The sequence below is a fragment of the Bacillus infantis genome (assembly GCF_020171945.1).
GTDB lineage: Bacteria > Bacillota > Bacilli > Bacillales > Cytobacillaceae > Bacillus_AB > Bacillus_AB infantis_A.
On record NZ_JAIVAP010000025.1, the window covers coordinates 1 to 26,733 of the forward strand.

25 protein-coding genes and 1 rRNA gene are annotated in these 26,733 nt (G+C 48.2%); 16 read left to right on the forward strand and 10 right to left on the reverse strand.

Annotation, left to right across the window (positions count from 1 at the left end; genetic code table 11):
- From LCM00_RS22070 to yaaA, 7 genes are all read right to left on the reverse strand, one after another.
- Positions 1 to 96 (reverse strand): 16S ribosomal RNA (locus LCM00_RS22070); the annotation flags it as partial.
- Positions 97 to 418: 322 nt separating this feature from the next.
- Positions 419 to 1,507 (reverse strand): HD-GYP domain-containing protein, encoded by a 1,089-nt coding sequence (locus LCM00_RS22075; protein WP_318247646.1) that lies wholly within the window; start codon positions 1,505 to 1,507, stop codon positions 419 to 421.
- 90 nt (positions 1,508 to 1,597) lie between these two features.
- On the reverse strand, positions 1,598 to 4,156 hold the full coding sequence (gene gyrA / locus LCM00_RS22080) for a DNA gyrase subunit A (RefSeq protein ID WP_224906056.1): 2,559 nt from the start codon (positions 4,154 to 4,156) through the stop codon (positions 1,598 to 1,600).
- Between the two features lie 228 nt (positions 4,157 to 4,384).
- Positions 4,385 to 6,307, reverse strand: coding sequence for a DNA topoisomerase (ATP-hydrolyzing) subunit B (gyrB, locus tag LCM00_RS22085; RefSeq protein WP_101548478.1), 1,923 nt, complete (start codon positions 6,305 to 6,307; stop codon positions 4,385 to 4,387).
- A 114-nt stretch (positions 6,308 to 6,421) separates the two neighbouring features.
- On the reverse strand, positions 6,422 to 6,667 hold the full coding sequence (gene remB, locus LCM00_RS22090) for an extracellular matrix regulator RemB (protein WP_009791668.1): 246 nt from the start codon (positions 6,665 to 6,667) through the stop codon (positions 6,422 to 6,424).
- A gap of 9 nt (positions 6,668 to 6,676) precedes the next feature.
- Entirely contained in the window at positions 6,677 to 7,795 is a 1,119-nt protein-coding gene (recF, locus tag LCM00_RS22095; protein WP_101548480.1) for a DNA replication/repair protein RecF, read from the reverse strand.
- A gap of 25 nt (positions 7,796 to 7,820) precedes the next feature.
- A complete protein-coding gene (yaaA, locus tag LCM00_RS22100; RefSeq protein ID WP_009791670.1) occupies positions 7,821 to 8,033 on the reverse strand; it encodes a S4 domain-containing protein YaaA in 213 nt (70 codons plus the stop codon).
- Here yaaA and LCM00_RS22105 point away from each other — a divergent pair.
- Positions 8,012 to 8,350 carry a hypothetical protein gene (locus LCM00_RS22105; protein WP_224906058.1) on the forward strand — a complete coding sequence of 113 codons (339 nt, stop codon included), beginning with the start codon at positions 8,012 to 8,014 and terminating at the stop codon, positions 8,348 to 8,350. The genes yaaA and LCM00_RS22105 overlap by 22 nt on opposite strands.
- On the opposite strand, the gene dnaN is transcribed toward LCM00_RS22105, so the two are convergent.
- Positions 8,312 to 9,448, reverse strand: coding sequence for a DNA polymerase III subunit beta (gene dnaN, locus LCM00_RS22110; protein WP_094767786.1), 1,137 nt, complete (start codon positions 9,446 to 9,448; stop codon positions 8,312 to 8,314). The two genes, LCM00_RS22105 and dnaN, sit on opposite strands and share 39 nt — an antisense overlap.
- A gap of 183 nt (positions 9,449 to 9,631) precedes the next feature.
- A complete protein-coding gene (gene dnaA, locus LCM00_RS22115; protein WP_022543190.1) occupies positions 9,632 to 10,978 on the reverse strand; it encodes a chromosomal replication initiator protein DnaA in 1,347 nt (448 codons plus the stop codon).
- A 694-nt stretch (positions 10,979 to 11,672) separates the two neighbouring features.
- Between dnaA and rpmH the strand changes: the two genes are divergently transcribed.
- The 12 genes from rpmH (at position 11,673) to LCM00_RS22175 (ending at position 22,776) form a co-directional block, all read left to right on the forward strand.
- Positions 11,673 to 11,807, forward strand: a complete 135-nt coding sequence (rpmH, locus tag LCM00_RS22120) for a 50S ribosomal protein L34 (RefSeq protein ID WP_009796313.1) — start codon at positions 11,673 to 11,675, stop codon at positions 11,805 to 11,807.
- Positions 11,808 to 12,000: 193 nt separating this feature from the next.
- Positions 12,001 to 12,375: a ribonuclease P protein component gene (rnpA, locus tag LCM00_RS22125; RefSeq protein WP_224906059.1), complete on the forward strand. Its 375-nt coding sequence runs from the start codon at positions 12,001 to 12,003 to the stop codon at positions 12,373 to 12,375.
- A 202-nt stretch (positions 12,376 to 12,577) separates the two neighbouring features.
- Entirely contained in the window at positions 12,578 to 13,354 is a 777-nt protein-coding gene (gene spoIIIJ / locus LCM00_RS22130) for a YidC family membrane integrase SpoIIIJ (RefSeq protein ID WP_224906062.1), read from the forward strand.
- Positions 13,351 to 13,971: an RNA-binding cell elongation regulator Jag/EloR gene (jag, locus tag LCM00_RS22135; protein ID WP_224906063.1), complete on the forward strand. Its 621-nt coding sequence runs from the start codon at positions 13,351 to 13,353 to the stop codon at positions 13,969 to 13,971. The genes spoIIIJ and jag overlap by 4 nt, the downstream gene beginning before the upstream one ends.
- Positions 13,972 to 14,415: 444 nt before the next feature.
- The gene (mnmE, locus tag LCM00_RS22140; RefSeq protein ID WP_224906065.1) at positions 14,416 to 15,801 is read left to right on the forward strand and encodes a tRNA uridine-5-carboxymethylaminomethyl(34) synthesis GTPase MnmE; all 1,386 of its coding nucleotides are present in this window, start codon (positions 14,416 to 14,418) and stop codon (positions 15,799 to 15,801) included.
- A 47-nt stretch (positions 15,802 to 15,848) separates the two neighbouring features.
- Positions 15,849 to 17,738 carry a tRNA uridine-5-carboxymethylaminomethyl(34) synthesis enzyme MnmG gene (gene mnmG / locus LCM00_RS22145; protein WP_224906067.1) on the forward strand — a complete coding sequence of 630 codons (1,890 nt, stop codon included), beginning with the start codon at positions 15,849 to 15,851 and terminating at the stop codon, positions 17,736 to 17,738.
- Positions 17,739 to 17,764: 26 nt separating this feature from the next.
- Positions 17,765 to 18,481, forward strand: a complete 717-nt coding sequence (gene rsmG / locus LCM00_RS22150; protein WP_224906069.1) for a 16S rRNA (guanine(527)-N(7))-methyltransferase RsmG — start codon at positions 17,765 to 17,767, stop codon at positions 18,479 to 18,481.
- A gap of 177 nt (positions 18,482 to 18,658) precedes the next feature.
- Positions 18,659 to 19,543, forward strand: coding sequence for a nucleoid occlusion protein (noc, locus tag LCM00_RS22155; RefSeq protein WP_224906071.1), 885 nt, complete (start codon positions 18,659 to 18,661; stop codon positions 19,541 to 19,543).
- Positions 19,544 to 19,651: 108 nt separating this feature from the next.
- A complete protein-coding gene (locus tag LCM00_RS22160; protein WP_224906074.1) occupies positions 19,652 to 20,209 on the forward strand; it encodes a DUF4256 domain-containing protein in 558 nt (185 codons plus the stop codon).
- 178 nt (positions 20,210 to 20,387) lie between these two features.
- Complete coding sequence (locus LCM00_RS22165; protein ID WP_009796303.1) at positions 20,388 to 21,149, forward strand: ParA family protein; 762 nt, start codon at positions 20,388 to 20,390, stop codon at positions 21,147 to 21,149.
- On the forward strand, positions 21,142 to 21,999 hold the full coding sequence (locus tag LCM00_RS22170) for a ParB/RepB/Spo0J family partition protein (protein ID WP_224906076.1): 858 nt from the start codon (positions 21,142 to 21,144) through the stop codon (positions 21,997 to 21,999). Before LCM00_RS22165 ends, LCM00_RS22170 begins: the two co-directional genes overlap by 8 nt.
- Before the next feature lie 63 nt (positions 22,000 to 22,062).
- Entirely contained in the window at positions 22,063 to 22,776 is a 714-nt protein-coding gene (locus LCM00_RS22175; RefSeq protein ID WP_224906078.1) for a DUF554 domain-containing protein, read from the forward strand.
- 37 nt (positions 22,777 to 22,813) lie between these two features.
- Here LCM00_RS22175 and yyaC read toward each other — a convergent pair whose 3' ends face one another.
- Entirely contained in the window at positions 22,814 to 23,452 is a 639-nt protein-coding gene (yyaC, locus tag LCM00_RS22180) for a spore protease YyaC (RefSeq protein ID WP_224906080.1), read from the reverse strand.
- A 426-nt stretch (positions 23,453 to 23,878) separates the two neighbouring features.
- Here yyaC and LCM00_RS22185 point away from each other — a divergent pair, with 426 nt between their 5' ends.
- The 3 genes from LCM00_RS22185 (at position 23,879) to ychF (ending at position 26,243) form a co-directional block, all read left to right on the forward strand.
- Entirely contained in the window at positions 23,879 to 24,769 is an 891-nt protein-coding gene (locus LCM00_RS22185; RefSeq protein WP_224906082.1) for a mechanosensitive ion channel family protein, read from the forward strand.
- Positions 24,770 to 24,780: 11 nt separating this feature from the next.
- The gene (locus LCM00_RS22190; protein WP_224906084.1) at positions 24,781 to 24,978 is read left to right on the forward strand and encodes a DUF951 domain-containing protein; all 198 of its coding nucleotides are present in this window, start codon (positions 24,781 to 24,783) and stop codon (positions 24,976 to 24,978) included.
- Between the two features lie 164 nt (positions 24,979 to 25,142).
- Complete coding sequence (gene ychF / locus LCM00_RS22195; protein WP_009796296.1) at positions 25,143 to 26,243, forward strand: redox-regulated ATPase YchF; 1,101 nt, start codon at positions 25,143 to 25,145, stop codon at positions 26,241 to 26,243.
- Positions 26,244 to 26,733 lie beyond the last annotated feature (490 nt).

Here is a 26,733-nt window from a genome sequence, read left to right on the forward strand (position 1 = left end):
GACTTCAGGGAGCAAGCTCCCATCCGTCCGCTCGACTTGCATGTATTAGGCACGCCGCCAGCGTTCGTCCTGAGCCAGGATCAAACTCTCCATATAAGAGTAAGATTTAGCTCTGATAAAAAATTAAGATTAACGTTGACGTTTTTGTTCGTTCAGTTTTCAAAGAACAATCTCCATCGCCCTGAAGCGACTTAACTATAATAACATTTTAACCAGTTGCCGTCAACACTTTTTAAAAGTGTTTTTTCAGCATGCCATCAAATGTGATTTGCTGACTTGATTGATTATAGCAGGATATCAGGTCCTTTACAAGGACTTTTTTGATTTCTATCAATCTTAATTTCCCGGACCCTTTTTATCATTTTCAGTTCAGCCGTTCATTTTCTATCTAAAAACAAAAGCCGGCATATGCCGGCAGCTATAAAATTTCCTCAATATATAGATGTCTGCTGCTTTCCAGGCGGAGGATTTCATCCGTTGCAATGATTTTAATCATCGGCCGCGTCGGATGCTGTTCTTCAATAAAGAGTATTTCAGCTCTTCTTCCATCTGAAAGCCTGACCCTGCTTCCGATAGAGAAGGTGATGAGTCCTGATCCCAATGCATGGATGGCCTGGAGGTCATATTTCCCGAAATCATCCTGCATCATCATTTCAAGCACTTTAAAGGGTGAACGCTTGAGGCGGTACTGCCTTTCAGAGGTCATGGCATGAAAGGTGTCGGCAACTGCGATGATTTTGGCAATCGGGTGAATTTTATCTGATTCCCCGAATGGATATCCGCTGCCATCCAGCCGTTCATGATGCTGGAAGACGGCAACCTTGGTGCTCTCCCTTAAGAGCGGCAGGTTTTGGATCATCTTATAGCTGTAAGCACAGTGATTTTTGATTTCATTGAATTCGCTTTGGGTCAATGAAGTCCTTTTATTGATGATAGCAGGGCTTATTTTTGCCATCCCGCAGTCAGCAAGGCAGCCGGCCAGTGCAATCTGGACAATGTCCCCCTTGCTGTAGTTGAGTTTTTTTCCGATAAAAGCACTTAAAAGTCCCACAGCAATCGGATGCTGATAAAGGTAGTCGGCTTTGGTGGAAAAGTGATAAAGCGAAAACAGCTCTGCCGGATTGGCTTCTGTAGCTTCAATAAGCGGAATCAGGATGCTTCGGATTTTCGAAATGTCTATCTGCATGCCTGACTGCCAGGCAGTGAATTCCTTTTTAAAGCCCTGAACAGACCTTAGGAACAAGTCAGCACCCTTGAGAGAGGTGTTCATCTGGCTCGATGGGCTGCTGTCCTTTTCCTCATCCGCCCCCATTCCATAAGGCTGAAACGGCATGCCATCAGAGAGAGTCTTCTCCACTGCGGCATCATCGATGAAAAATGCCTTCATTACTTCAAGCAATTCTGCTGTCAGGACTGTTTTCTTTTTGATGATCGGACGGTTTGTCAGGCTGAAGATATCCTCAGCCAGTATGCATCCTTCTTGCAGGTCATTTAGATTTACACGCACAAGCTGCACCCCAATTAAGTCTTTTTTACTATTTTACTTTATTTTGCCAAAAAAGAGGAACACAAAATTTGTGTTCCCCTCAATTCTTGCTTATTCAGTTTCATCTTCGGATGGAGCTTCTGCAGTTTCTTCTGCATTTTCTTCTGCATTTTCTGCAGGAGTTTCAGATTCCAGATTTTCTTCTTCTTCAGCCAGGGCCTCTTCAAGCTTTTCTTCTTCTTTTTCGACCTTGGCAACTGTTGCGACATATTCGCCTTCATTGTCATTGATGCGGATCAGCCTTACACCTTGTGTATTCCGGCCCATCGTAGAAATATCTCCGACTGCCATGCGGATGAGCACGCCGCCTGTTGTAATCAGCATGATGTCTTCTTCGCCTGTGACCACTTTGACAGCCACTATTGTTCCGTTCTTATCCGTGATATTGCCTGTCTTGATTCCTTTTCCGCCTCTGCCCTGGACACGGTATTCCATCTCAGGGGTCCTCTTTCCATAGCCTTTCTTTGTGACCATGAGGATCTCTGAGTTTTCCTCGAGCACTTCCATTCCGACCACTTCATCATCGCTGTCCAGGGAGATTCCTTTGACGCCTGTGGCGGTACGGCCCATTGATCTGACATCCGTTTCAGGGAAACGGATCAGCTGGCCGTTTTTCGTGCCTATGATGATTTCCTTGCTGCCATCTGTGAGGCGGACGGAAATCAGTTCATCTCCTTCACGCAGGTTCAATGCGATCAGGCCGTTGTTGCGGATATTGCCGAATGACGTAAGCGGGGAACGCTTGGAGATCCCTTCTTTCGTTGTGAAGAAAAGGAACCATTCGTCCACAAACTCTTCTACCGGAATAACGGCATTTACCCACTCATCTTTATTGATGCCAAGCAGGTTGATGATCGGGATTCCTTTGGCCGTACGGCTGAATTCAGGAATCTCGTATCCTTTGGCACGGTATACCTTCCCTTTGTTCGTGAAGAAAAGGAGGGTATTATGGGTGGATGTTGTGATCAGGTGCTCCACAAAATCATCCTCATTGGTTCCCATGCCCTGGATTCCGCGGCCTCCGCGCTTTTGGGCCCGGTAGGTCGATACAGGCAGGCGCTTGACATACCCGTTATGCGTGAGTGTGATGACGATGTTTTCACGCGGGATCAGGTCTTCGTCCTCTATCTGCTCGATACCCCCGGATACGATTTCAGTGCGGCGCTCATCATTAAAGCGCTCCTTGATTTCTGTAAGCTCTTCGCGGATGATTTCAAGCACCTTTTCCTCGTCAGCAAGGATTGCCTCAAGCTCGGCAATCAATTTAACAAGGCTTTGATACTCATCTTCGATCTTCTCGCGCTCCAGGCCTGTCAGGCGCTGAAGCCGCATATCGAGGATGGCCTGTGCCTGCTTATCGGACAATTCGAATTGAGTCATGAGCCCTTCTCTGGCAATCTCAGTTGTCTGAGAACTGCGGATCAGGCTGATGACCTCATCCAGATGGTCAAGCGCGATGCGCAGGCCTTCAAGGATATGGGCCCTTGCCTGGGCTTTTCTCAGCTCAAATTCTGTCCTGCGGCGGATGACTACCTGCTGGTGGTCCAGATAATATTTCAGGCATTGCTTCAGGTTCAGAACCTTCGGCTGGCCGTCGACAAGTGCGAGCATATTGATGCCGAAGCTCGTCTGGAGGGCAGTCAGCTTATATAAATTGTTAAGGATGACACTTGCATTTGCATCCTTCCTGACCTCAATGACGATCCTCATCCCGTTCCGGTCGGACTCATCCCTTAAGTCAGTGATGCCGTCGACCTTTTTGTCGCGGACAAGCTCGGCGATTTTTTCGATGAGCCTTGCTTTATTGACCTGATAAGGAATTTCATGGACGATGATCGTCTCTTTGCCGTTCGATTTCGTCTCGATATCCACCTTTGCCCGAAGCGTGATGGAGCCGCGGCCTGTTTCGTAAGCCTTGCGGATCCCGCTGCGGCCAAGGATCATACCTGCTGTAGGGAAGTCGGGGCCCGGGATGATTTCCATCAGCTCCTGGATGGTGATATCAGGCTCCTGGCTTAATGCCAGTACGCCGTCAATAATTTCCCCGAGCTGATGCGGAGGGATGTTGGTTGCCATTCCTACGGCAATCCCGGTGGTTCCGTTCACAAGCAGGTTAGGGAACCTGGCAGGAAGCACAACCGGCTCTCTTTCTTCGCCGTCATAGTTATCCTGATAATCGATCGTATCTTTATTGATGTCACGTAGAAGCTCCATGGAAATCTTGGACATCCGGGATTCTGTATAACGCATCGCCGCTGCAGCATCGCCATCGACTGAACCGAAGTTGCCGTGTCCATCGACGAGCATATAGCGGTAGTTGAAGTCCTGCGCCATCCGGACCATTGTTTCGTATACGGCAGAGTCGCCGTGCGGATGGTATTTACCTATAACATCGCCGACGATCCTGGCAGATTTTTTATAAGGCTTGTCTGAGTGCATGCCAAGGTCGTGCATCGCGTATAAAATACGGCGGTGCACCGGCTTCAATCCATCACGGACATCCGGCAGCGCCCTTGAGACAATTACACTCATGGCATAGTCAAGAAACGAAGACCTCATTTCCTGGCTTATATTTATTTCTGTTACACGGGAACTAGGCGTCTCAGCCATAGAAGGTACCTCCTTATAGGAACATCGCAAGGCGTTTCAGCTCAATAGAGCCGACGGCGCCTGGTGCCATAACTTTTATCGAAGTTCATATGCGGCCGCAGATCCCGAAGGAGGACTGGGCTGCATCTTTGGAAAAAAGGACTCCCCGGCATATATCATAATCTGCCGGAAAAAGAGCCAGTATATAAAAAGCAGGATAGAGGGCGTCATTCTATCCTGTACTGAAAACTAGATGTCGAGGTTTTTAACGTAAACCGCGTTGTCCTCGATGAACTGCCTGCGCGGTTCAACTTTGTCGCCCATAAGGATTTCAAATGTTTCATCGGCTTCGATCGCATCTTCAAGGCTGACCTGAAGGAGCGTCCTTGTGCCCGGGTCCATGGTTGTTTCCCACAGCTGCTCAGGATTCATTTCCCCAAGACCTTTGTATCGCTGGATATTCGGTTTCGGAGCTTTCGGAAGCTCTTCGAAGATCTGATCAAGCTGTTTGTCATTATAGGCATATTCCACCCGCTTGCCCTGCTGGACCTTATAGAGCGGCGGCTGGGCAATATAGATATAGCCTGCTTCGATGATCTGCCTCATATAGCGGTAGAAGAACGTCAGCAGCAGTGTGCGGATATGGGCACCGTCGACGTCTGCATCGGTCATGATGACAATTTTATGATAGCGTGCCTTGGAAATTTCAAAGTCATCGCCAATCCCTGTGCCGGCAGCCGTTATGATGGCCCGGACCTCGTTATTGGAGAGGATCTTGTCCAGACGGGCTTTTTCAACATTGAGGATTTTCCCTCTCAAAGGAAGGATGGCCTGGAAGTGGCGGTCACGGCCCTGCTTGGCGGAACCGCCGGCAGAGTCACCCTCAACGATATACAGTTCACTGATGGAAGGGTCCTTTGAAGAGCAGTCTGCCAATTTACCCGGCAGGCTTGATACCTCCAGTGCACTCTTTCTTCTCGTCAGCTCGCGGGCTTTTTTCGCAGCAAGCCTCGCCCTTGCAGCCATCAGCCCTTTTTCTACAACCTTCCGGGCAACCTGCGGGTTTTCCATCAGGAATTTTTCAAAATGGTCTGAGAAGAACGTGTCAGTGACCGTCCTTACTTCAGAGTTGCCAAGCTTCGTTTTTGTCTGTCCCTCGAACTGGGGATCCGGATGCTTGATCGAGACGATGGCGGTAAGCCCTTCACGGACATCCTCGCCGGACAGATTGGCGTCGCTGTCTTTGAAGATGCCATTTTTCCTGGCATAATCATTGATCACCCTGGTCAGGGCCGTCTTGAAGCCTGACTCGTGGGTTCCGCCTTCGTATGTGTGGATGTTGTTGGCATAAGAATAAATATTGCCCGTAAAGCCGTCATTATACTGGATGGCAACCTCGACGGTGATGCCTTCCTTTTCGCCTTCAATATAGATCGGCTCTTCATGGAGGACTTCCTTTGTCCTGTTGAGATGTTCAACATAGGACTTGATGCCGCCCTCATAGAAGTACTCGCTCTTCTTATTTTCTGCGCGCTTGTCTTCAATCGTGATTTTCAGTCCGCGGTTCAGGAAGGCCAGCTCCCGGATCCGGTTTGCCAGTATCTCAAATTCATATTCAAGCGTTTCGGTGAAGATTTCGCCATCCGGCTTGAAGTGGATTGTTGTCCCGGTTTCTTCAGCTTCCCCGATGACTTTCAGATCGGCAGCAGGGACACCGCGTTCGAACTTCTGATAGTGGAGCTTGCCGTCACGGCGGACAAATACCTCAAGCTCTGTTGACAGGGCATTCACGACAGAGGCGCCAACACCGTGCAGACCGCCGGAAACTTTGTATCCGCCGCCGCCGAATTTACCGCCGGCGTGCAGGACGGTCATGATGACCTCGACTGCCGGGCGGCCCATCTTCTCATGGATGCCGACCGGAATTCCGCGCCCGTCATCCACTACCGTGATGCTGTTATCTTTTTCAATGATGACATTGATTTCTGAACAATATCCGGCCAGGGCTTCATCTATACTGTTATCAACGATTTCCCAGACTAGATGGTGCAACCCTTTGCTGCTTGTTGAACCGATATACATCCCCGGACGCTTCCGGACTGCTTCGAGCCCTTCCAGAACCTGTATCTGATTCTCATCATACGATTGCTCCTGAATAGCCTTTTCCTCCATTGACACATCGATCACCTACACTTTCCATTTGCATTACTCGCTTTACAGTGAAAAATTTATAAGAAAACCTGAAATAGCTGCCAGGCACAGTGCCCCGCTTCCAAGTTGATATTTTTAAAATTCCTGAACAGTCAATTTATAAGAGCGTTTCTTCAATGTTCCGGAGGCTAGGGGGGAATAATAGACTTTATCGCCAGTGACTACGATAGACTTGAAGGATCCTTTGGAGAGGTTGACGACCTGGTCATGCTGCTGAAGGAACTCTTCAATGTATTTGGATGAGCTGACGCTTTGTTTGTCAATGATGGCGATAATATCCCTTGTTCTGACAAGAATGTCTTCTCCTATATGGACGTACACACGATCACCTCACTGGATTTTTTTCAGCGTACCTGCCTCTACCTCGAATGCAGCTGCCTCTTTCAGGGTCTGATGGTCGATCCCATCGACGCTTGTTGTCGTCACAAAGGTCTGCACCTTGCCCTGGATCGTGTTCAGCAGATGGGACTGCCTGTAATCATCCAGCTCTGACAGTACATCATCAAGCAGAAGAATAGGGTATTCGCCGATTTCAGAGTGGATCAGCTCGATCTCCGCCAGTTTCAGCGAAAGGGCGGTCGTCCGCTGCTGGCCCTGGGAGCCGAATGTCTGAACATCCCTGCCGTTTACATAAAAAGCAAGATCATCCCGATGTGGGCCAAACATGGTGACTCCCCGGTCGATTTCACGGCCTCTGACTTTTTCAAATTTTTCCTGGTATACCTCTATCATTTTCGACAATTCCATGCCATCTGATACATCGGCAGACGGCTTATACTCAATCTTCAGGGTCTCAAGGCCCCTGGATATGCCTTCATGGATCGGCATTGCCCATTTTTGGAGGAGCTTAAGGAATTCGAAGCGCTTTGCCACGATCCTTGCCGCCATCTCAATGAACTGCTCAGTCAGAATTTCCAGCATCGCCTGATCGGTCTGCTTCCTTGTCTGCAGAAGCTTCAGATAGTGGTTCCGCTGCTGGAGGATTTTATTGTATTGGCCGACATCGTGCAAATAAACCGGCGATACCTGGCCGATTTCCATATCAATAAAGCGGCGTCTGACCTGGGGGCTCCCTTTGACAAGGTGGAGATCCTCAGGGGCAAACATCACTACATTCATATTGCCGACATATTGGCTCAGTCTCTGCTGCTCAATATGATTGCACTTCGCCTTTTTCCCTTTTTTGGAAATGACGAGCTGCATCGGCAAAGGTCCATGATTTTTGCGGACCCTTCCTTCTATTTTAGCATAATCCTCATCCCACCGTATAAGTTCTTTATCATTTGATGTCCGGTGGGACTTCGCCATTGCCAGCACATAGATGGACTCCATGACATTCGTCTTGCCCTGGGCATTCTGGCCGATTATGACATTCACTTTATCTTCAAACTGAACCTCGAGCGATTCATAGTTCCGGTAATTCCTTAAGAGCAACTGCTCAATAAACATAGGCCATACATCCTTTTAGCATCTGCTACTCTGTAACCCGGAAGGCGCCGATGCCCGGTATTTCCACCTTGTCGCCGGAACGGAGCTTCCTTCCCCGCCTTTGATCCTGTTCATCATTAACAAACACTTCATATTCACCCAGGAACCATTTCGCCATTCCGCCGGTCTGGATAAGATCGGCCACCTGGAGGAACTGGCCCAGCGTGATATATTCCGTTGAAATTTGGATATCCGTCATTTGATCCACTCTTTCATTTTTCCAGCCATGCTCCTAAAAGAAGTCCGGAAATTATTTTAAAGCGTGATCCCGGACATAGAGTTCCGGAGAATTCTGAAGGGAAGAATGCCAGTCTGTCCGATTCTTTCCCAATACTTTATTTTACTAAAAAATCGCACCATTTACAAAGAAAAGAGGAAATTTTTATGTGCCAGTTACTGGTGCCCGATTCTCTGCCAAAGCAAAAAAACCGCCGTCAAGGCAGTTTTTTCGCGGGTGCTATGCAGGAAGCGCCGGCTTTAATAGGTTCTTACCGGCAGGATCAGCTGGAGGATTGATTCATCATTCATCGGGCGGATGACGAACGGCCTCATCGCTCCTGTGAAGCTGACCTTGATTTCAGTTCCTTCGAGGGCCTTCAAGGCATCCATCATATATTTCGCACTGAAGGAAATCTTCAAGTCTTCTCCCTCTATGAACTGGCTTTGCACTTCTTCCACTACTTTCCCGATCTCCGGCGTGTTGGAGGAAATTTCAACCACGCCATCCTCGATGGTAGAGAATTTCACGACATTGTTTCTCCCTTCCCTTGCCAGCAGGGATGCACGGTCAATTGCCTGCAGGAATTCCTTCGTCTGCACGCCAATCTCCGTTTTGCTTTCGTTCGGGATCAGTCTTGTAGTGTCAGGATAGTTCCCTTCAAGCAGCCTTGAGAAGAATAAAAGATTTTCAGCTTTGAAGAGCACCTGATTTTCCGTAATAACGATATCGATCAGGTCATTATTGTCATCGAGGATCTTGCTCAGCTCGCTCAGGCTTTTGCCCGGAATGACTACATTATAGGATTCGTTTGCTTCTGTTTCGACCTTCGCTTTCCTTAGAGCAAGCCTGTGGCTGTCTGTTGCAATACAGGTCAGCTCGGCATCTTCCACCTTCCAGTTTACACCTGTCAAGATAGGGCGTGTTTCTGAGGTGGACACTGCGAAGACTGTCTGGCGGACCATCGCCTTCAAGAGGTCGGTCGGGATGCGGAAGATCTTCTCTTCAGACAGCTGCGGCAGATGCGGATATTCCTCAGCATCCAGGCCGTTCAGGTTAAATTCAGATTTGCCCGAGCGGATTACGGTCTGCAGGTGGTTTTGCACATCAATCTCGACCTTGTCTGTCGGCAGCTTTTTTACGATTTCACTGAAAAACTTTGCCTGCAGTACGATGGAGCCGGTTCTTGAGATTTCTACAATTTCATTGCCATCGGATTCTTTCGGGATGAAAGATTCAATGGATATATCGGAGTCGCTCCCTGTTAAGGTAACCCCTTCCTCTGAGGCGACAATTTTTATTCCTGTTAGGATCGGGATCGTCGTTCTGCTTGTCACGGCTTTCATGACATCCTGGACACTTTGGACTAATGAATCGCGCTGAATTTGAAATTTCATTTTTATCCTCCGGATTGGCATATTTTTTTACTGGCTGAATATATATATATTTTGTTTTAAAAGATAGTAATAGTACTAGTAGGGCCTGTTAGTATGTGGATAACCCCATTTTTGAAAGGAAACACAGCCTATCCACATGTGGACAGACTGTGTGCAAAGTATAAAAAGTTATTCACATTTCTTCTAAACTTTCAACAGCTCATTCAATTCCTTCAGCTGCTTCTGGAGCTGCGGATCTGTCTGGAGAAGCTTTGAAATCTTCTCGTGGGCATGGATCACGGTTGTATGGTCGCGCCCGCCGAATTCCTCGCCAATTTTAGGCAGGGAGAAATCAGTCAGCTCCCTGGAGAGGTACATCGCAATCTGCCGCGGGAAAGCCACAGACTTTGTCCTCTTCTTTGCCTTGAAATCCTCAAGTTTTACACTGTAATGCTCCCCGACCGTTTTCTGGATCTCATGAATTGTGATGACCTTCGGCTTGGAGCTTGGGATGATGTCCCTCAATGCTTCTGCTGCCAGATCTGCGTTGATATCCTTATTGATTAAAGAAGAATAAGCTACTACGCGTATAAGTGCACCTTCGAGTTCCCGGATATTTGAATCGATTTGATTGGCAATATAAAGCATGACTTCATTCGGGATATCAAGCCCTTCAGCTTTTGCTTTCTTTCGCAGGATGGCGATCCTTGTTTCCAGATCCGGCGGTGTGATATCCGTGATGAGCCCCCACTCAAACCGGGAGCGGAGACGGTCTTCAAGCGTCGGAATCTCTTTTGGAGGCCGGTCACTGGAAATGACAATCTGCTTGCTTTCTTCATGAAGTGTATTGAATGTATGGAAAAATTCTTCCTGGGTCTGTTCTTTTCCGGCCAGGAACTGAATATCGTCAATTAAGAGAACATCGACATTTCGATATTTATTGCGGAAATCGACAGCTTTGTTATCGCGGATGCTGTTGATGAACTCATTTGTAAATTTCTCGGAAGACAAATAAACCACTTTAGCAGCTGGATTATGATCTTGTACATAATGGCCGATCGCATGCATAAGGTGGGTTTTTCCCAGTCCGACTCCCCCGTAGATGAACAATGGGTTATAAGCTTTGGCGGGCGCTTCGGCTACTGCCAGTGAAGCGGCGTGGGCAAAGCGGTTGCCGGAGCCGATGACAAAGGTATCAAAGGTGTATTTGGGATTGAGCATATTTAAGGGAAGTTCAGGCTGGTCATCATCCTTTTTCCCTTTTTTCGGCGGGACCGGAAGATCAACCTCTTCTTCGCCCTGGTTCTGCGGAATAATGAATTTAACCCCCAGTTCCTCTCCCGTTATATCGTAGAGAATCCCGGAAATCAGCTGCGAATAGCGTTCTTCCAGCCAATCGCGCGCAAACTCATTCGGTGCCGTGATGATGAGCAGGTCTCCCTGGAGAGAATGTGCCTTGGTCGATTTCAGCCATGTGTCAAAGCTTGGCTTGCTGATTTTTTTTTCAATATTGGCCAGAGCATTATTCCAAAGATCCGCAATGTTTTCCAACAGGTATCCCTCCTTTTCTGTTAGTTTCGTCCAGCAGAACGATGGGTTATACAAGTTGTACAACCCTTATGTGATCTATATACGAAACTGTTTGTGTGGATAAATATATAATAAGGAAACAATTCGGGATTTCGACATTTTCCCCGGATTGTGGACAAAGTTCATCAAAGCCCCTGAATAACCTGTCCACATGTTATCCACAATCTGTGGATAAGAAAGTTATGCACAATATTTATTAAGTGTGAAAACACAACTATAATATCAAATAATAGTAAGCCATGCAATGGTTTTTAATGCTTTATCCACAAAGCGGGATTCCTGTGCATATTAATTGTCCACAAGCAGTTAGTCTGTTAAAAACTTGTCATATCCCCTGTGGATAGTGAAAATCTTGTCGAAAATTTATCCACAACAGAAGTTAAAGCAGGTAGAAGGAAAAATTAACAGCAGCCAATTTGAAAAAGGGTCGTGACATTCAGGCAGAAAAAAGGTAAAATTTCAAAGGTAGCAAAATGGACGTCCGGATCTTCTGGGCGGACAATCAAACAGACGATTTGCAGACTTAATGATATAAATGATGCCGGAAGGCTTTTTCGATCATGGAAAACGGAATGAAGAGTTGACAATTATTCGGGTATCTTTGTATAATCAATAAGACTGTCTTTTACTGTTATCCTCAGGGAGGTGTAATATAATGAAAAGAACGTTCCAACCGAACAAGAGAAAAAGAAGCAAAGTTCATGGTTTCCGCTCTCGTATGAGCAGTGCAAACGGACGCAAAGTTTTAGCGCGCCGCCGTCAAAAGGGAAGAAAAGTATTATCTGCTTAGGCCACTGAAACGTCAGTGGTCTTTTTTCCTTTTTGAAAAGATAATGGAGCCGGCTTCTTATAGAAGGGGCCGGTTCTGGTTATAAAGGTAAAGGGATCCTTTTTGGATTGCGGCAGGCTGCCGATCGGCTGCCTGCCCGCTCTTTCCTTAAAGGTTGAATGATAGAGCTTTCTAAGATTGAGGAGTAAATGGCATGAAAAAAGAGTTCAGAGTCAAAAAGAATAAAGAATTTCAGGAAGCCTTTAAAAAAGGAAAGTCATTTGCTAACCGTCAATTTGTTATATATGCATTGAAGAAAACGGGGCAGGAGCACTTTCGCATCGGCCTTTCCGTCAGCAAAAAGATCGGCAATGCAGTGGTCCGGAACCAAATCAAACGATATGTCCGCCAGGCATTCCATGAGCTGGATGCTTCCATACATAATGAGTATGACTATGTAATCATCGCCAGGAAGCCTGTGGCCGATATGGGATTCCATGAGATTAAAAACAGTCTCACCCACGTCCTGAAAGTAGGCAAGGTCCTAGGCCGGCCCGGGCACCAGCGGGACCGGCAAAAGCCTGAATAAAGTTTCGTGAATTTTAAAGCGCTTGCGCCTGAAAAATGGTAGAATATCACCGTAGTGCCTTTATTGTCCTGAAGCCGGGACGGACAGGCCTACAGAGAAAGAAGCATACAGGCAGCCAGGGTTTGGTTCTGCCGCCTAAGGCCGGGAGTAACACCTGGTACTTCTTATAATAAATATGAAAAGCAGCAAGGGAGGATAAACGTTGAAGAAGCGAATATTTCTTGTATTCGGATTGATTTTCCTAATGGCTCTTTTGACGGGATGTACTGAAGTCAATAAGCCGATTACCTCTGAAAGTGAAGGCTTTTGGAATGAGTATATTGTTTACCCGCTTTCTATGTTCATCGTAAAAGTAGCTGAAACGCTCGGCGGCAGCTACGGGCTTGCCATCATCGTGGTGACCCTGATCATCCGCCTTTTGATTCTGCCGCTGATGATCAAGCAGACAAAAAGCTCGAAGGCCATGCAGGCCCTTCAGCCTGAAATGCAGAAGCTGAGAGAGAAATACAGCTCAAAAGACCAGAAGACACAGCAAAAGCTGCAGCAGGAAACCATGGCGCTTTTCCAGCAGCATGGCGTTAATCCGCTGGCAGGCTGTTTCCCGCTCATCATTCAGATGCCGATCCTGATCGGTTTCTATCACGCCATTTCCCGTACGCGCGAAATTGCGAACCATGACTTCCTGTGGTTTGATCTCGGTTCACCGGATCCGATTTACCTGCTTCCGCTGATTGCCGGTGCAACGACTTTCATCCAGCAGAAGATCATGATGGCGGGGACTGCCAACCAGAATCCGCAGATGGCCATGATGCTCTGGATCATGCCGGTCATGATCATCGTGTTTGCGATCAATTTCCCTGCAGCCCTGTCATTATACTGGGTTGTCGGTAACATCTTTATGATTGTCCAGACGTATTTCATCAAAGGTCCGGATCTGAAAAAAGCAGCTGCCGGAAATGCGGGAGGAGCAAAGAAGTGAAAGAAGTGACTGCTACAGGACAATCCGTCGAAGCAGCAGTAGAATCCGCTTTAGCTCAATTGCAGACAACAAGAGACCGCACGGAAATCAGTATCCTTGAAGAAGGAAAGAAAGGTTTGTTCGGGATTTTCGGTTCAAAGCCTGCCGTTGTAAGGGCAGTCCTGAAGCCGGATCCGATTGAAGAAGCCGTCCAATTTTTAAAAAATATCGGCGACAAAATGGGAGCACCCGTTGAAGTGGAAGTGCGCAAGGAAGGGAAAGAGGCAGAGCTTATCCTGTCCGGCGAGAAAATTGCCCTTTTCATCGGCAAGAGGGGCCAGACCCTGAACTCGCTCCAGTATTTGACCCAGCTTGTTGTCAACAAGTCTTCCGATTCTTACCTGAATGTGGTCCTTGATGCCGAGGACTACCGTAAGCGCCGGAATGATACGCTCGTCCAGCTTGCCCAGCGGCTTGCCCAAAAGGCAATCAAAACTGGCAAGGATGTTGCGCTTGAGCCGATGCCTTCCTATGAAAGAAAAGTCATCCATGCGGCACTGGCCGGTACGAGGAAAGTCAAAACGTACTCAAGCGGGGCCGATCCCAACCGCCATATCGTCATATCACCGGTGAAATAGCCGATAGAGCCTTATCCAATTGGATAGGGCTTTTTTTATGGGAAAAAAGAAGATCCGCAAAGTAATGGGATTCTGCAGATTTGGCATTCTTCAAGAGGAACAGCTTCTGCCGCTCCTCTTTTTTGTCCAGGTCCGGGGCTGGAGCCTCGAGCCATAAGCCGCTCCTGGATTAAAGGCAAAGAACAGGTGACGCTCTTCGGAAATTCGTGCTGTGGATAACATGTACGGCGATATTTGCGTCTGGTTTTATTGTTATTCACATGTGGATAAGTTAAAATAGAGCATAATACTGTGTAGAGAATCGGAGAGCTTGTGGATAAGCAGAATTGGCTTGAGCAAATAATCTTTTTAATCAAAGGCTCTTGTGCTATTCTAGTTATTTGGGGCTTAAAATATTTCGTTTTAATTATATAGATAGAAAACAGGAAATGAGGTGGCAGCAGGGTGGAGCTAGATACAATTGCAGCGATATCCACTCCGATGGGGGAAGGCGCAATCGCCATTGTACGGCTGAGCGGCGATGAGGCATTCTCCATTGCAGACAAGCTATACAGGGGAGTTGGAGGGAAACGCATAAGTGATGCCGCTTCCCATACGATCCATTACGGCCATATCATCGATCCGAAAACCAGTGAAGTGGCAGAGGAAGTGATGGTATCAGTGATGAAGGGGCCAAAAACCTTCACAAAGGAAGATGTGGTAGAGATCAACTGCCATGGCGGGATTGTGTCGGTCAACCGGGTGCTGCAGCTCGTGCTGAATCATGGCGCCCGCCTCGCCGAGCCTGGTGAATTCACAAAGAGGGCGTTCCTGAACGGACGGATCGACCTTTCCCAGGCAGAAGCGGTAATGGATTTGATCCGCGCCAAAACAGACCGGGCGATGAATGTGGCGCTGGGCCAGATGGAAGGACGCCTTTCCAATCTGGTAAAAAGGCTGCGGCAGGAAATCCTTGAAACATTAGCCCATATCGAGGTTAATATCGATTATCCGGAGTATGATGATGTCGAAGAAATGACCCATCAGCTTCTGCTCGAGAAGGCCGGCTTCGTCAAAGGAGAGATTGAGAAGCTCCTGAAGACTTCCCAGCAGGGGAAAATTCTTCGTGAAGGACTGTCGACGGTGATCGTCGGGAGGCCAAATGTAGGGAAATCTTCCCTGCTCAATAGCCTTGTGCATGAAAACAAGGCGATCGTAACAGATATACCGGGTACGACTCGTGATGTGATAGAAGAGTATGTAAATGTCAGGGGAGTGCCATTAAGGCTCCTTGATACAGCCGGCATCCGGGAGACAGAGGATATTGTCGAGCGGATCGGTGTGGAAAGATCGCGCCAGGTGCTGAAGGAGGCCGATTTGATTCTGCTTGTTGTCAACTATTCAGATGAGCTGACACAGGAAGATGAGAACCTCTTCAAAGTGGTAGAGGACATGGATGTGATCGTCATTGTCAATAAGACCGACCTTCCGCAGAAAATCGATATGGAGCGGGTGCGGGAGCTTTCGGCAAAGCATAGGCTTGTGACGACATCCCTCCTCGAGGACCAGGGTGTCGATGAACTGGAGGAAAGCATTTCTTCCCTGTTCTTCGCCGGAGGCATTGAAGCGGGCGATATGACTTATGTGTCCAACACCCGCCATATCGCTTTGCTGAACCAGGCCCTGAACAGCATTGAGGAAGCGCTGAACGGAGTAGATTTTGGAACGCCAATTGATATTATTCAAATAGATTTGACAAGAACATGGGAGCTTTTGGGCGAGATCATCGGAGAAAGCGTCCATGACAGCTTGATTGACCAGCTTTTCTCCCAGTTTTGCCTTGGGAAATAATCCGGCAGGCGGGAAAACAGCCTGGAAAGAAGGAGGCAGCAGGAAACATGCAGTATGATGCAGGCAATTATGATGTCATTGTTATTGGAGCAGGACATGCAGGAGTCGAGGCCGGCCTGGCTGCGGGGCGGCTTGGCGCTAAAACACTTATGGTGACCATCAATCTTGATATGGTTGCTTTCATGCCGTGCAACCCTTCAGTCGGAGGTCCGGCAAAAGGGATTGTGGTCAGGGAAATAGATGCCCTCGGCGGTGAAATGGGCAAAAATATCGACAAAACCCATATCCAAATGAGGATGCTGAATACAGGAAAAGGCCCGGCTGTACGTGCGCTCAGGGCACAGGCAGATAAATTCACCTATCAGCATGAAATGAAGAAAACGATCGAAAACGAACCGAATATCACACTTTTGCAGGGCATGGTTGAAAAGCTGATCGTGGAAGACGGCATCTGCAAGGGTGTCGTAACGATGACCGGCGCGGCATACAGCGCGAAGACGGTTGTCATTACCACCGGGACATTCCTGCGCGGGGAAATCATCCTCGGCGAACTGAAATATTCAAGCGGCCCGAACAATCAGCAGCCGTCCATCAAGCTTTCTGAGCATCTGCAGGAGCTTGGCTTCGATATGGTCCGGTTCAAGACCGGTACGCCTCCGCGCGTCAACAGCCATACGATCGACTACAGCAAGACGGAGATACAGCCCGGCGACGATGTGCCGCGGGCGTTCTCTTATGAAACGACAAAATACATTACAGACCAGCTGCCGTGCTGGCTTACCTATACAAATGAAACAACACATCAGCTGATCGACGACAATCTGCACCGTTCGCCGATGTATTCAGGCATGATCAAAGGGACAGGGCCGCGCTATTGCCCATCCATTGAAGATAAGGTGGTCCGCTTCAATGATAAGCCCCGCCATCAGATTTTCCTTGAGCCTGAAGGCCGGAATACGCAGGAAGTGTATGTGCAGGGGCTTTCCACAAGCCTTCCGGAGGATGTGCAGCAGAAGATCCTCCGCACAATCCCGGGCCTTGAAAATGTCCAGATGATGCGTGCCGGATATGCGATTGAGTATGACAGCATCGTTCCGACTCAGCTTTGGCCGACATTGGAAACGAAGAAGGTCAAGAATCTTTATACTGCCGGGCAGATCAACGGAACCTCCGGATATGAGGAAGCAGCAGGCCAGGGGCTTATGGCAGGAATCAATGCCGGCCTAAACGCGCTTGGCAAGGAAGAGCTTATCCTCAGCCGCTCTGATGCCTATATCGGCGTACTGATCGACGATCTTGTCACAAAAGGGACGAATGAGCCTTACCGACTCCTTACTTCCCGTGCGGAATATCGGCTGCTTCTACGCCATGACAATGCCGATCTGCGCCTGACGGATGTAGGCCATAAGATCGGCCTGATCAGCGAAGAAAGATACGGGCGCTTCACAGAGAAAAAGCAGGCAATCGAAACGGAAAAAGAAAGGCTGCGTTCCATTATTATCAAGCCATCTGCCGAAGTCCAGGAAATGATCAAAAACCAGGGCGGAAGCGAGCTGAAGGACGGTATCCGTGCATCAGACCTGCTTAAGCGCCCGGAAATGTCGTATGAGCATATCAAGCTTGCGGCGCCTGCCGACGCAGATTTGGACTTTGACGTGACAGAACAGGTCGAAATCCAGCTGAAATATGAAGGATATATCGAAAAATCCCTGCAGCAGGTCGAGCGCCTGAAGAAGATGGAAAACAAAAAGGTGCCGGAAAATATCGATTATGATGCTATCAACGGACTCGCTTCAGAGGCCCGCCAAAAGCTGAAGGAAGTACGCCCGCTGTCCATTGCACAGGCTTCCCGGATTTCCGGCGTCAATCCTGCCGATATCTCCATCCTGCTTGTCTATCTTGAGCAGGGAAGGGTCGCCAGAGTTTCCAACAACTAATCACAGCTGCAGGAAAGGAATGGGCAATGAATACTGAACAATTCATCAAGATGCTGGGGGAGAAAGGGATCTCCCTTTCTCCCAGGCAGATTGATCAATATAATATCTATTACGAAACATTGGTTGAGTGGAATGAAAAAATGAATCTGACAGCCATAACAGACAAGCCGGAAGTCTATTTGAAGCATTTCTATGACTCTGTTTCCGCTGCCTTTTATTTTGATTTCTCCAAGCCCTTACATATTTGCGATGTAGGTGCAGGAGCGGGTTTCCCGAGCCTTCCGATCAAAATTGCATTCCCGGAGATCAGCGTGACCATCGTTGATTCATTAAATAAACGGATCAATTTCCTGGAGCACCTTGCAGGAAAGCTTGGTCTTGAAAATGTCCGCTTCGTCCATGACCGGGCGGAAACCTTCGGACAGAACAAGGACTACAGGGAAGCATTTGATGTTGTGACAGCGAGGGCTGTCGCCAGAATGTCGGTGCTGGCTGAGCTTTGCCTTCCCCTTGCCAAGGTCGGCGGCCATTTTGTGGCCATGAAAGGGGCCAGCGCCCAGGATGAGCTGGCTGCAGGCAAGAAAGCGATTACGATGCTTGGCGGCAAATTGGAGGATTCCCATTCCTTCCTTTTACCAGAAGAAGAAAGCGAGCGGAATATCTTTGTGATCCGGAAAGAAAAGCCGGCACCGAAGAAATTTCCAAGAAAACCGGGCACCCCGAATAAGAGCCCAATTGAATAATTAGTTACTTTTGTCCCGGATTTATGGCATAATTTTTAATAGCAGCTGTTGTTATATATCCATATTCTCATGGTTGAAAACGCGGCTCCTGTCGGAAGATTGTTTATCGGAGGTGCAGGAGTTCCCGTTTTTTAGGAGAATATGTAATAGGGAGTTTCGTAAAGGTGGTGCAGGGTGATGAAGCATTCTTTCTCACGCTTTTTTGGCCTAGGCGAAAAGGAAGAACAGGAAATCGAAAAAGCTGATGAACAGTTAAATATAGAAGAAGAAGAAGAACCGACTAACAGGGAAGAAGTCAGGAAGATTCCGATCGGACAGATTGTGCCGAACCGTTTTCAGCCGAGAACGGTGTTTGATGACGAGAAAATCGAGGAATTGTCCCGGACGATCCATACGCACGGGATCATCCAGCCGATTGTCGTCAGGGAATTTGAGGACGGAAAATTCGAAATCATTGCCGGTGAGCGCAGATGGCGGGCAATGAATAAACTGGGCTGGGACGAAGTGCCTGCGATTGTTAAGAATCTCAGCGACACCGAGACCGCCTCTGTTGCCCTGATTGAAAATCTCCAGCGCGAGGAGCTTTCGCCGATCGAGGAAGCGGTTGCTTACGGAAAGCTGCTGGAGCTTCATAATCTGACCCAGGAGGCCCTGGCACAGCGGCTTGGTAAAGGACAGTCCACCGTTGCGAATAAGCTCAGGCTCCTCAAGCTTCCGGAGCAGGTCCAGGAAGCATTGCTGGGCAAGCAGATCACAGAGCGCCATGCCCGCTCTCTCATTCCGCTGAAGAATCCGGAAAAGCAGGTCAAGCTTCTGGAAGAAATCATTGAGAAAAGCCTCAATGTCAAACAGACGGAAGAACGAGTCGTCAAGCTGCTCGAGCAGGGCGAAAACAAGCCGAAGCCGAAGCGGAAGGCTTTCAGCAAGGACATGCGGATAGCGGTCAATACCATCCGCCAGTCCCTCAATATGGTTTCAGACAGCGGCATTAATCTGGATTCCGAAGAAGAGGAATTCGAGGAATTCTATCAGTTCACGATCAAGATTCCTAAAAAGAAATGATAGATTGCGAGACACACTGAATATGTAGACAAAACGCACTGTATTTCATACCGGAATCCACAGTGCGTTTTTCATTATTATCACAACACTATTTAAGGGGGAAAAAGCATGAACAAGGACCTGTCTTCAGAGCAAAGGGAAGAATTGCTGGGCACATTGAAGGACCGTTTTGAGAAAAATATGGAGCGCCATCAGAATCTTGATTGGACTCAAGTGGAGGCAAAACTGGCTGACCATACTGACAAGCTCTGGACGCTCAATGAAATGGAAGTGACCGGCGGGGAGCCGGATGTCGTTGCTTATGATGAAAAAAATGATGAATACATATTCTGTGATTGTTCAGCGGAAAGCCCGAAAGGCCGCCGCAGCGTCTGCTATGACCGTGAGGCGCTGGAGTCCAGGAAAAAGCATAAGCCTGAAACAAGTGCAATGGACCTGGCTGCCGATATGGGCATCGAGCTTTTAACAGAAGCGCAGTACCGGGAGCTTCAGAAGCTCGGAAGCTTTGACCTGAAAACATCCTCCTGGGTGCAGACTCCTGCTGAAGTCAGGAAGCTTGGCGGCGCCCTTTTCTGCGACCGGCGCTATAACCAGGTATTCGTCTATCATAATGGCGCGGATTCTTACTATGCTGCGAGAGGCTTCCGGGGCAGGCTGAAAGTCTGAGCCTGCAGCAGGCAAAATATTCATTTCTCTTCAATCTGTGGGAATTTTAAGAAAAAACCTAACATCATATTCCATTCATGATAAAATAGAAGTCGTGACTCTAGTAAGTTTTTTTCTGATTGAATAGATTATGAATAGAATAGATATCATTGTTTAGAGGAATAAGGTAGGTGGCACCGTGGGGAAAATTATTGCGATTGCGAATCAAAAAGGAGGAGTCGGAAAGACGACGACCTCTGTGAATTTGGGAGCCTGCTTGGCATACATAGGCAAGAAAGTGCTGCTGGTCGATATTGATCCGCAGGGCAATGCAACAAGCGGGATCGGTATAGAAAAAGCTGATGTGGACCAGTGCATCTACGATGTTCTTGTTGATGATGTCGAAGCGCTGAAAGTGATCAAGCCGACGGCCGTTGAGAATTTATATGCCATTCCTGCGACCATTCAGCTCGCAGGGGCGGAAATTGAGCTGGTTCCGACTATTTCCCGGGAAGTGAGACTCAAAAGGGCCCTTGAAGAAGTGAAAAAGGACTTCGATTATATCATCATCGACTGCCCTCCTTCCCTCGGCCTTCTGACGATCAACTCTCTGACGGCTTCCGATGCCGTCCTGATACCGGTCCAGTGTGAGTATTATGCACTCGAAGGGCTCAGCCAGCTTTTGAACACGGTCCGCCTTGTCCAGAAGCATCTGAACCATGACCTGAAAATCGAAGGTGTGCTTCTGACGATGCTTGATGCCAGGACCAATCTGGGTATACAGGTAATTGAAGAGGTAAAGAAATACTTCCAGGATAAAGTCTATAAAACGATCATTCCGCGCAATGTCCGTTTAAGTGAAGCACCGAGCCACGGGGAGCCGATCATCATTTATGATGCGAAATCCCGGGGAGCTGAAGTGTACCTAGATTTGGCAAAGGAAGTGATTTCGAATGGCTAAAGGTCTGGGAAAAGGGCTGAATGCTTTCTTCTCGAACGCCGAGGCAGATTCTGAGGAAACAATCCAGGAAATCAGGCTTTCGGAAATCCGTCCGAATCCTTATCAGCCTAGAAAAACATTTGACGAAGCAGCAATTGAAGAACTGAAGCAGTCGATCCAGGAGCATGGCATTCTTCAGCCGGTCATCCTGAGAAAAAGCATTAAAGGCTTTGAAATCGTCGCAGGTGAACGCCGCTGCCGGGCTGCCAGGGAAGCCGGCCTGGAAAAAGTGCCATCCGTCATCAGGGAATTGACCGAAAAGCAGATGATGGAGCTGGCCATACTTGAGAACCTGCAGCGTGAGGATCTCACTCCAATGGAAGAAGCGGCCGCCTATCAGCAGCTGATTGAGAAGCTGAAGATGACACAGGAAGAGCTTGCGAAAAGATTGGGGAAAAGCAGGCCGCATATCGCCAATCATATCAGGCTTCTATCTCTTCCTCCGAAAATTCAGGAGCTGATCTCAAGCGGCAAGATCACGATGGGCCATGGGCGTGCGCTGCTGGGCCTCAGGCAGAAGGAAAAGGTCCAGGCAGTCGCTGACCGAGCGATAAAGGAAGGGCTCAATGTCCGCCAGCTTGAACAGCTGATCCATCACCTGAATGATCTTGTTCCACGTGAAACAAAAAAAGTGAAGACGCCGAAGGATGTATTTATCAAAGCCCAGGAAACCTCGCTGCGGGAACGGTTCGGAACCCCGGTCAGCATCAAACAGAATAAAAATCAGAACAAAGGCAAAATCGAGATCGAATTCTTTTCAAAAGACGATTTGGACCGGATTTTACAAATATTGGACCAGGAACGTTCGTAAGCCATCATGGATGGCTTTTTCTTCTTTTTTCATAAACTACTATACAGATAAAGGTGAATTGCAATGTTTTTATTAGGCACATTAGTGAATGGACTGCTGATTGTGATCGGTACGCTTCTCGGCAAGCTGCTCCACCGCATCCCTGAAAGCATGAAAGGCACCGTCATGTATGCGATTGGACTGGCAGTCATTGTCCTTGGCCTGCAGATGGGCTTCAAAAGTGAAAATTTCCTGATTGTCATCCTGAGTCTTGTGCTTGGGGCTGTGATAGGCGAGTGGCTTGGGCTTGAGGATAAGCTCAATGCAGTCGGCAATTGGCTGGAGAGAAAGATTGGTTCAAATGGACAGGGCAGCATCTCACAGGGCTTTGTGACAGCGACCCTCATTTTTGTGATCGGTGCTATGGCAATCATCGGGGCATTGGACAGCGGCATCCGCGGAGACCATGATGTTCTGTACACCAAATCAATCATCGACGGCTTTACGGCGCTGATTTTGACCACTACCCTTGGGATCGGCGTCATCTTTTCAGCAATACCAGTCGTCCTTTATGAAGGGCTGATTGCCCTTTTTGCGACCCAGATAGACCGGTTTGTCCCCCAGGCACTGATGGACCAGTTCATTCTTGAAATGACAGCAGCGGGCGGGGTAATGATCTTTGCAATCGGGCTGAATCTGACAGGATTGACGAAAATCAGGGTGGCTAATCTTCTGCCCGGCATCCTTGTGACGGCTGTTATCGTCACATCGATCTATTTTTACCATCAGCTTGTTTGACAGAGGGTGGACGGCAGTTGTCTGTCCATCCTCTTCTCTATTGATTCAGCTTAGCCTGTTCCACTGCTCCCAGATCCCAGCTGATGCGCGGCCATGCCTGCTTAAATCTTGCGTTCAGGCTCGCTTCATGGATTCCGGCAGCAATGGTCTTCGCCATCCTCAGCACAAGATTCAGCCTCGTATTCTGCAGAACGAAGAATTCCATAAATCCGCTCACATTCACAATTCCGGTGATATGCATATCGCCTACCTCAGGGAGCTCTTTGTTCACACCCGCTCCCGGCTTGACCGGACCGGATCCGACCTGGATGACGCCCACGCTCTTCAGGCGGCCAAGGCATGCGTCAATTCCGATGATATAGGGACGTACATGCGATTCCTTAATTTCCTTCAGCTTTTCTTCCAGATTCACGGCATGGATCGGATCATCCAGCGTTCCGTATACATGAAAAGGCGCCACGGCCTTTTCCTCCAGAAGTGTGCCGACGAGCGGGCCCAATGAATCTCCGGTAGAGCGGTCAGTGCCGATGCAGACAAAAACGACAGGGCGTACACCGATGCCTGGGGGCATGAAATTTAAGAGCTCAGCAGCCAGCTTGTTTGCAGCTTCCTGTTCATCATGGGCAACGCGGGCACTGCTGGCCTTTTTTTCAAATAAATTCGTTCTTAAGTTCATTGGTTCCACTCCCTCATTATGGTAGTAACAGTATACGGAAAAATTTTGTAATCTATACATACCTGCATCAGTAAAAAGATAAACAGAGAATCATAACTTGGTATGCTTTCCTTTAATGGGTTAAAGGCGCTTGTGCAGGCGGGGATGGTTTTATAGGAATTGAAAAAGAATTTTCAGGGAAGGCATCACATGTCAGACTGTAAAAAAATCCTGCAAATTGTTAAAATGGATTTAATTTTATAAGATAAGAAAGTATAATTCTGAACTTCGGCTGCTGAGTGGCAGCTGCGCCTATGGCCTCGGGGAACAGGCTTGGGGCAGAATCCTGCAGATGCTTTTTGCACGCCGCGCAATACTGATTAGAGTCCATTGATAAGGCGCTGGCGATTTTCTTATATAATTCACTAAAAGTAAGCGGGTGAAACCATGACTTCTACAGAAAAAATGCTTCAGGGAATTAAGGATCAGCTGTCCGATGAGAATATGTGGAGTGCCATTGGCCTTGGATTTTTGAAGATCATTGCCATTCTGATTGTATCAAGCCTGATCATCAGGATCGGCCGGGCGGCCATCCGCAAGGTTTTTGCCGTGCGGAGCCATTCGCCGCTCCGGATCAGCCACCGCCGGGAGGCAACGCTGGTCAAGCTGCTTGAAAATGTCCTGACGTATGTGGTGTCGTTCATCATGATCATGATGATTCTCTCGACCTTGACGATTGATGTGGGGGCTCTCCTTGCCGGTGCCGGGATTGTGGGGCTTGCAGTCGGCTTTGGTGCCCAGAACCTTGTGAAGGATATCATCACCGGCTTTTTCATCATATTTGAAGACCAATTCTCTGTCGGGGATTATATCAGGGTCGACCAATTCGAAGGAACCGTAGAGGAAATCGGCCTCCGTACAACAAAGATTAAGAGCTGGACAGGTGAGCTTCACATCCTGCCGAATGGAAGCATCGTCCAGGTGACCAATTTCTCACTTCATAACAGTGTGGCTTTTGTGGATGTGAGCATTGCGTATGAAGGGGATATCCAGAAGGCTGAGCAGGTGCTTAAAGACCTCCTGGAAACCTTGCCTGAAAAATATGAAGATATGGTCAAGACGCCTGAAATATTAGGTATCCAGAACCTGGCCGCATCAGATGTGGTCATCCGGGTGACGGCGGAGACAATGCCGATGAAGCATTTCTTTATCGCCAGACAGCTAAGGAAGGAAATCAAGATGGCCCTTGATGCACATGGCATCGAAATTCCGTTCCCGCGCCTGGTCATGTACTCGCGCCAGGAAGACAAGCCTGAAAAAAGCACGGGAAAAGCATAGGAGGAAAAAGCATGGAACCAAAAGAATATGGCCTGAATGATGTAGTAGAGATGAAAAAAGCCCATCCGTGCGGGGCCAACCGGTGGAAAATCATCCGCCTCGGCATGGATATCCGCATCAAATGCGAGGGCTGCTCGCATAGCGTCATGATCCCGCGAAAAGAATTCAGCCGGAAAATAAAGAAAATCCTCGTGAAGCATGAAGAATAGTCATGCTTCTTTTTTCTGGAAAGTGATGCACTTGTCTTTTCCCCGGCAAATCTCTATAATTGTGGGAGGCTTGTCCAATTTTATGAGATGAAAAACAGCCTTATGAAAATAGATTTCACAGTTTTTGAAATAGATGCTGAAATAAAAGTTGAGGAGTGACTGGCATGGCATTAACAGCTGGGATTGTAGGCTTGCCGAACGTTGGTAAATCTACATTATTTAATGCAATAACACAGGCAGGTGCGGAATCTGCCAACTATCCGTTTTGTACGATTGACCCGAATGTGGGAATTGTTGAGGTACCTGACCACCGTCTGAACAAGCTGACAGAGCTTGTTCAGCCGAAGAAAACTGTACCGACAACATTCGAATTCACAGACATCGCCGGAATTGTAAAAGGCGCCAGCAAAGGGGAAGGCCTCGGGAATAAATTCCTTTCACATATCCGTGAAGTGGATGCAATCTGCCAGGTTGTCCGCTGCTTTGCTGATGATAATATCACGCACGTATCCGGGAAGGTCGATCCGATTTCCGATATCGAAACCATCAATCTGGAGCTGATCCTTGCTGACCTTGAATCTGTTGAGAAGCGCATTGCCCGCGTCGGCAAAATGGCAAAGCAGAAGGACAAAGAAGCTGTCGCTGAACTTGAAGTCCTTGAATTGCTGAAGGATGCGTTCGAATCGGACAAGCCTGCCCGCACTGTGGAGTTCACAGAAGAGCAGCATAAAATCGCCAAGAACCTTCACCTCCTGACTATCAAGCCTGTCCTGTATGTCGCCAATGTCGGGGAAGACGATGTGGCAGATCCTTCATCAAACGAATATGTCCAGAGCGTCAGGGACTTTGCGGAGAAGGACAATGCCGAAGTAATCGTGGTCTGTGCGAAAATTGAATCTGAAATTGCTGAGCTGGAAGGCGAAGAAAAGCAGATGTTCCTTGAAGAGCTTGGCATCGAGGAATCAGGCCTTGACCAGCTGATCCGCTCAGCTTACCACCTCCTTGACCTTGCCACTTATTTCACGGCAGGTGTGCAGGAAGTCCGCGCCTGGACATTCCGCAAGGGCATGAAGGCACCTCAGTGTGCCGGCATCATCCATACAGACTTTGAAAGAGGCTTCATCAGGGCAGAAACTGTCCATTACGATGACCTGCTGGAAGCCAAAACAATGGCAGCTGCGAAAGAAGCAGGGAAAGTACGTCTGGAAGGTAAAGAATATATCGTTAAAGACGGAGATATCATCCATTTCCGCTTTAATGTTTAATAAGTATGATGAGAGGCTCCCTTTTTTGGGGGCTTTTTTTGTTTGGCTGGGGATGCAGGGGTGGTAGTTGGATTTTGAGGCACTTTGTATGGGCTTGAGCAGTGTCAGAATACCTTATGAGAGCATCTAGAGATACTCTGACATAATCAAATGTGGAAAAGAGTGCCTCATAGTTTGTCGTGGCTGAACACCCCCTCCGTCTTTCAATGGTCCAGCTCCGGGCGCTAGCCCCTCGACTCAAAAGCCTCTTTGAACCTGAAGGCAAAGAACGCCTTATACAGCAGCCGATTTGCTTGTCTTCCCCTCCCCTGCTGAAACCTTTGGAAACGTGGTCCTTGGAGCCCTCTCATCAGGCACTCCTGCTGTTGTGGCAGACAAAGGCGGCCCGGCGGAAATCATCTCGGACGGCAGGACTGCCGGATATGACCGGCAGGCAGCAGCGAATCATTTGCAAATATCATACAGGAGCTGCTTGGAAATCCCGCCAAGC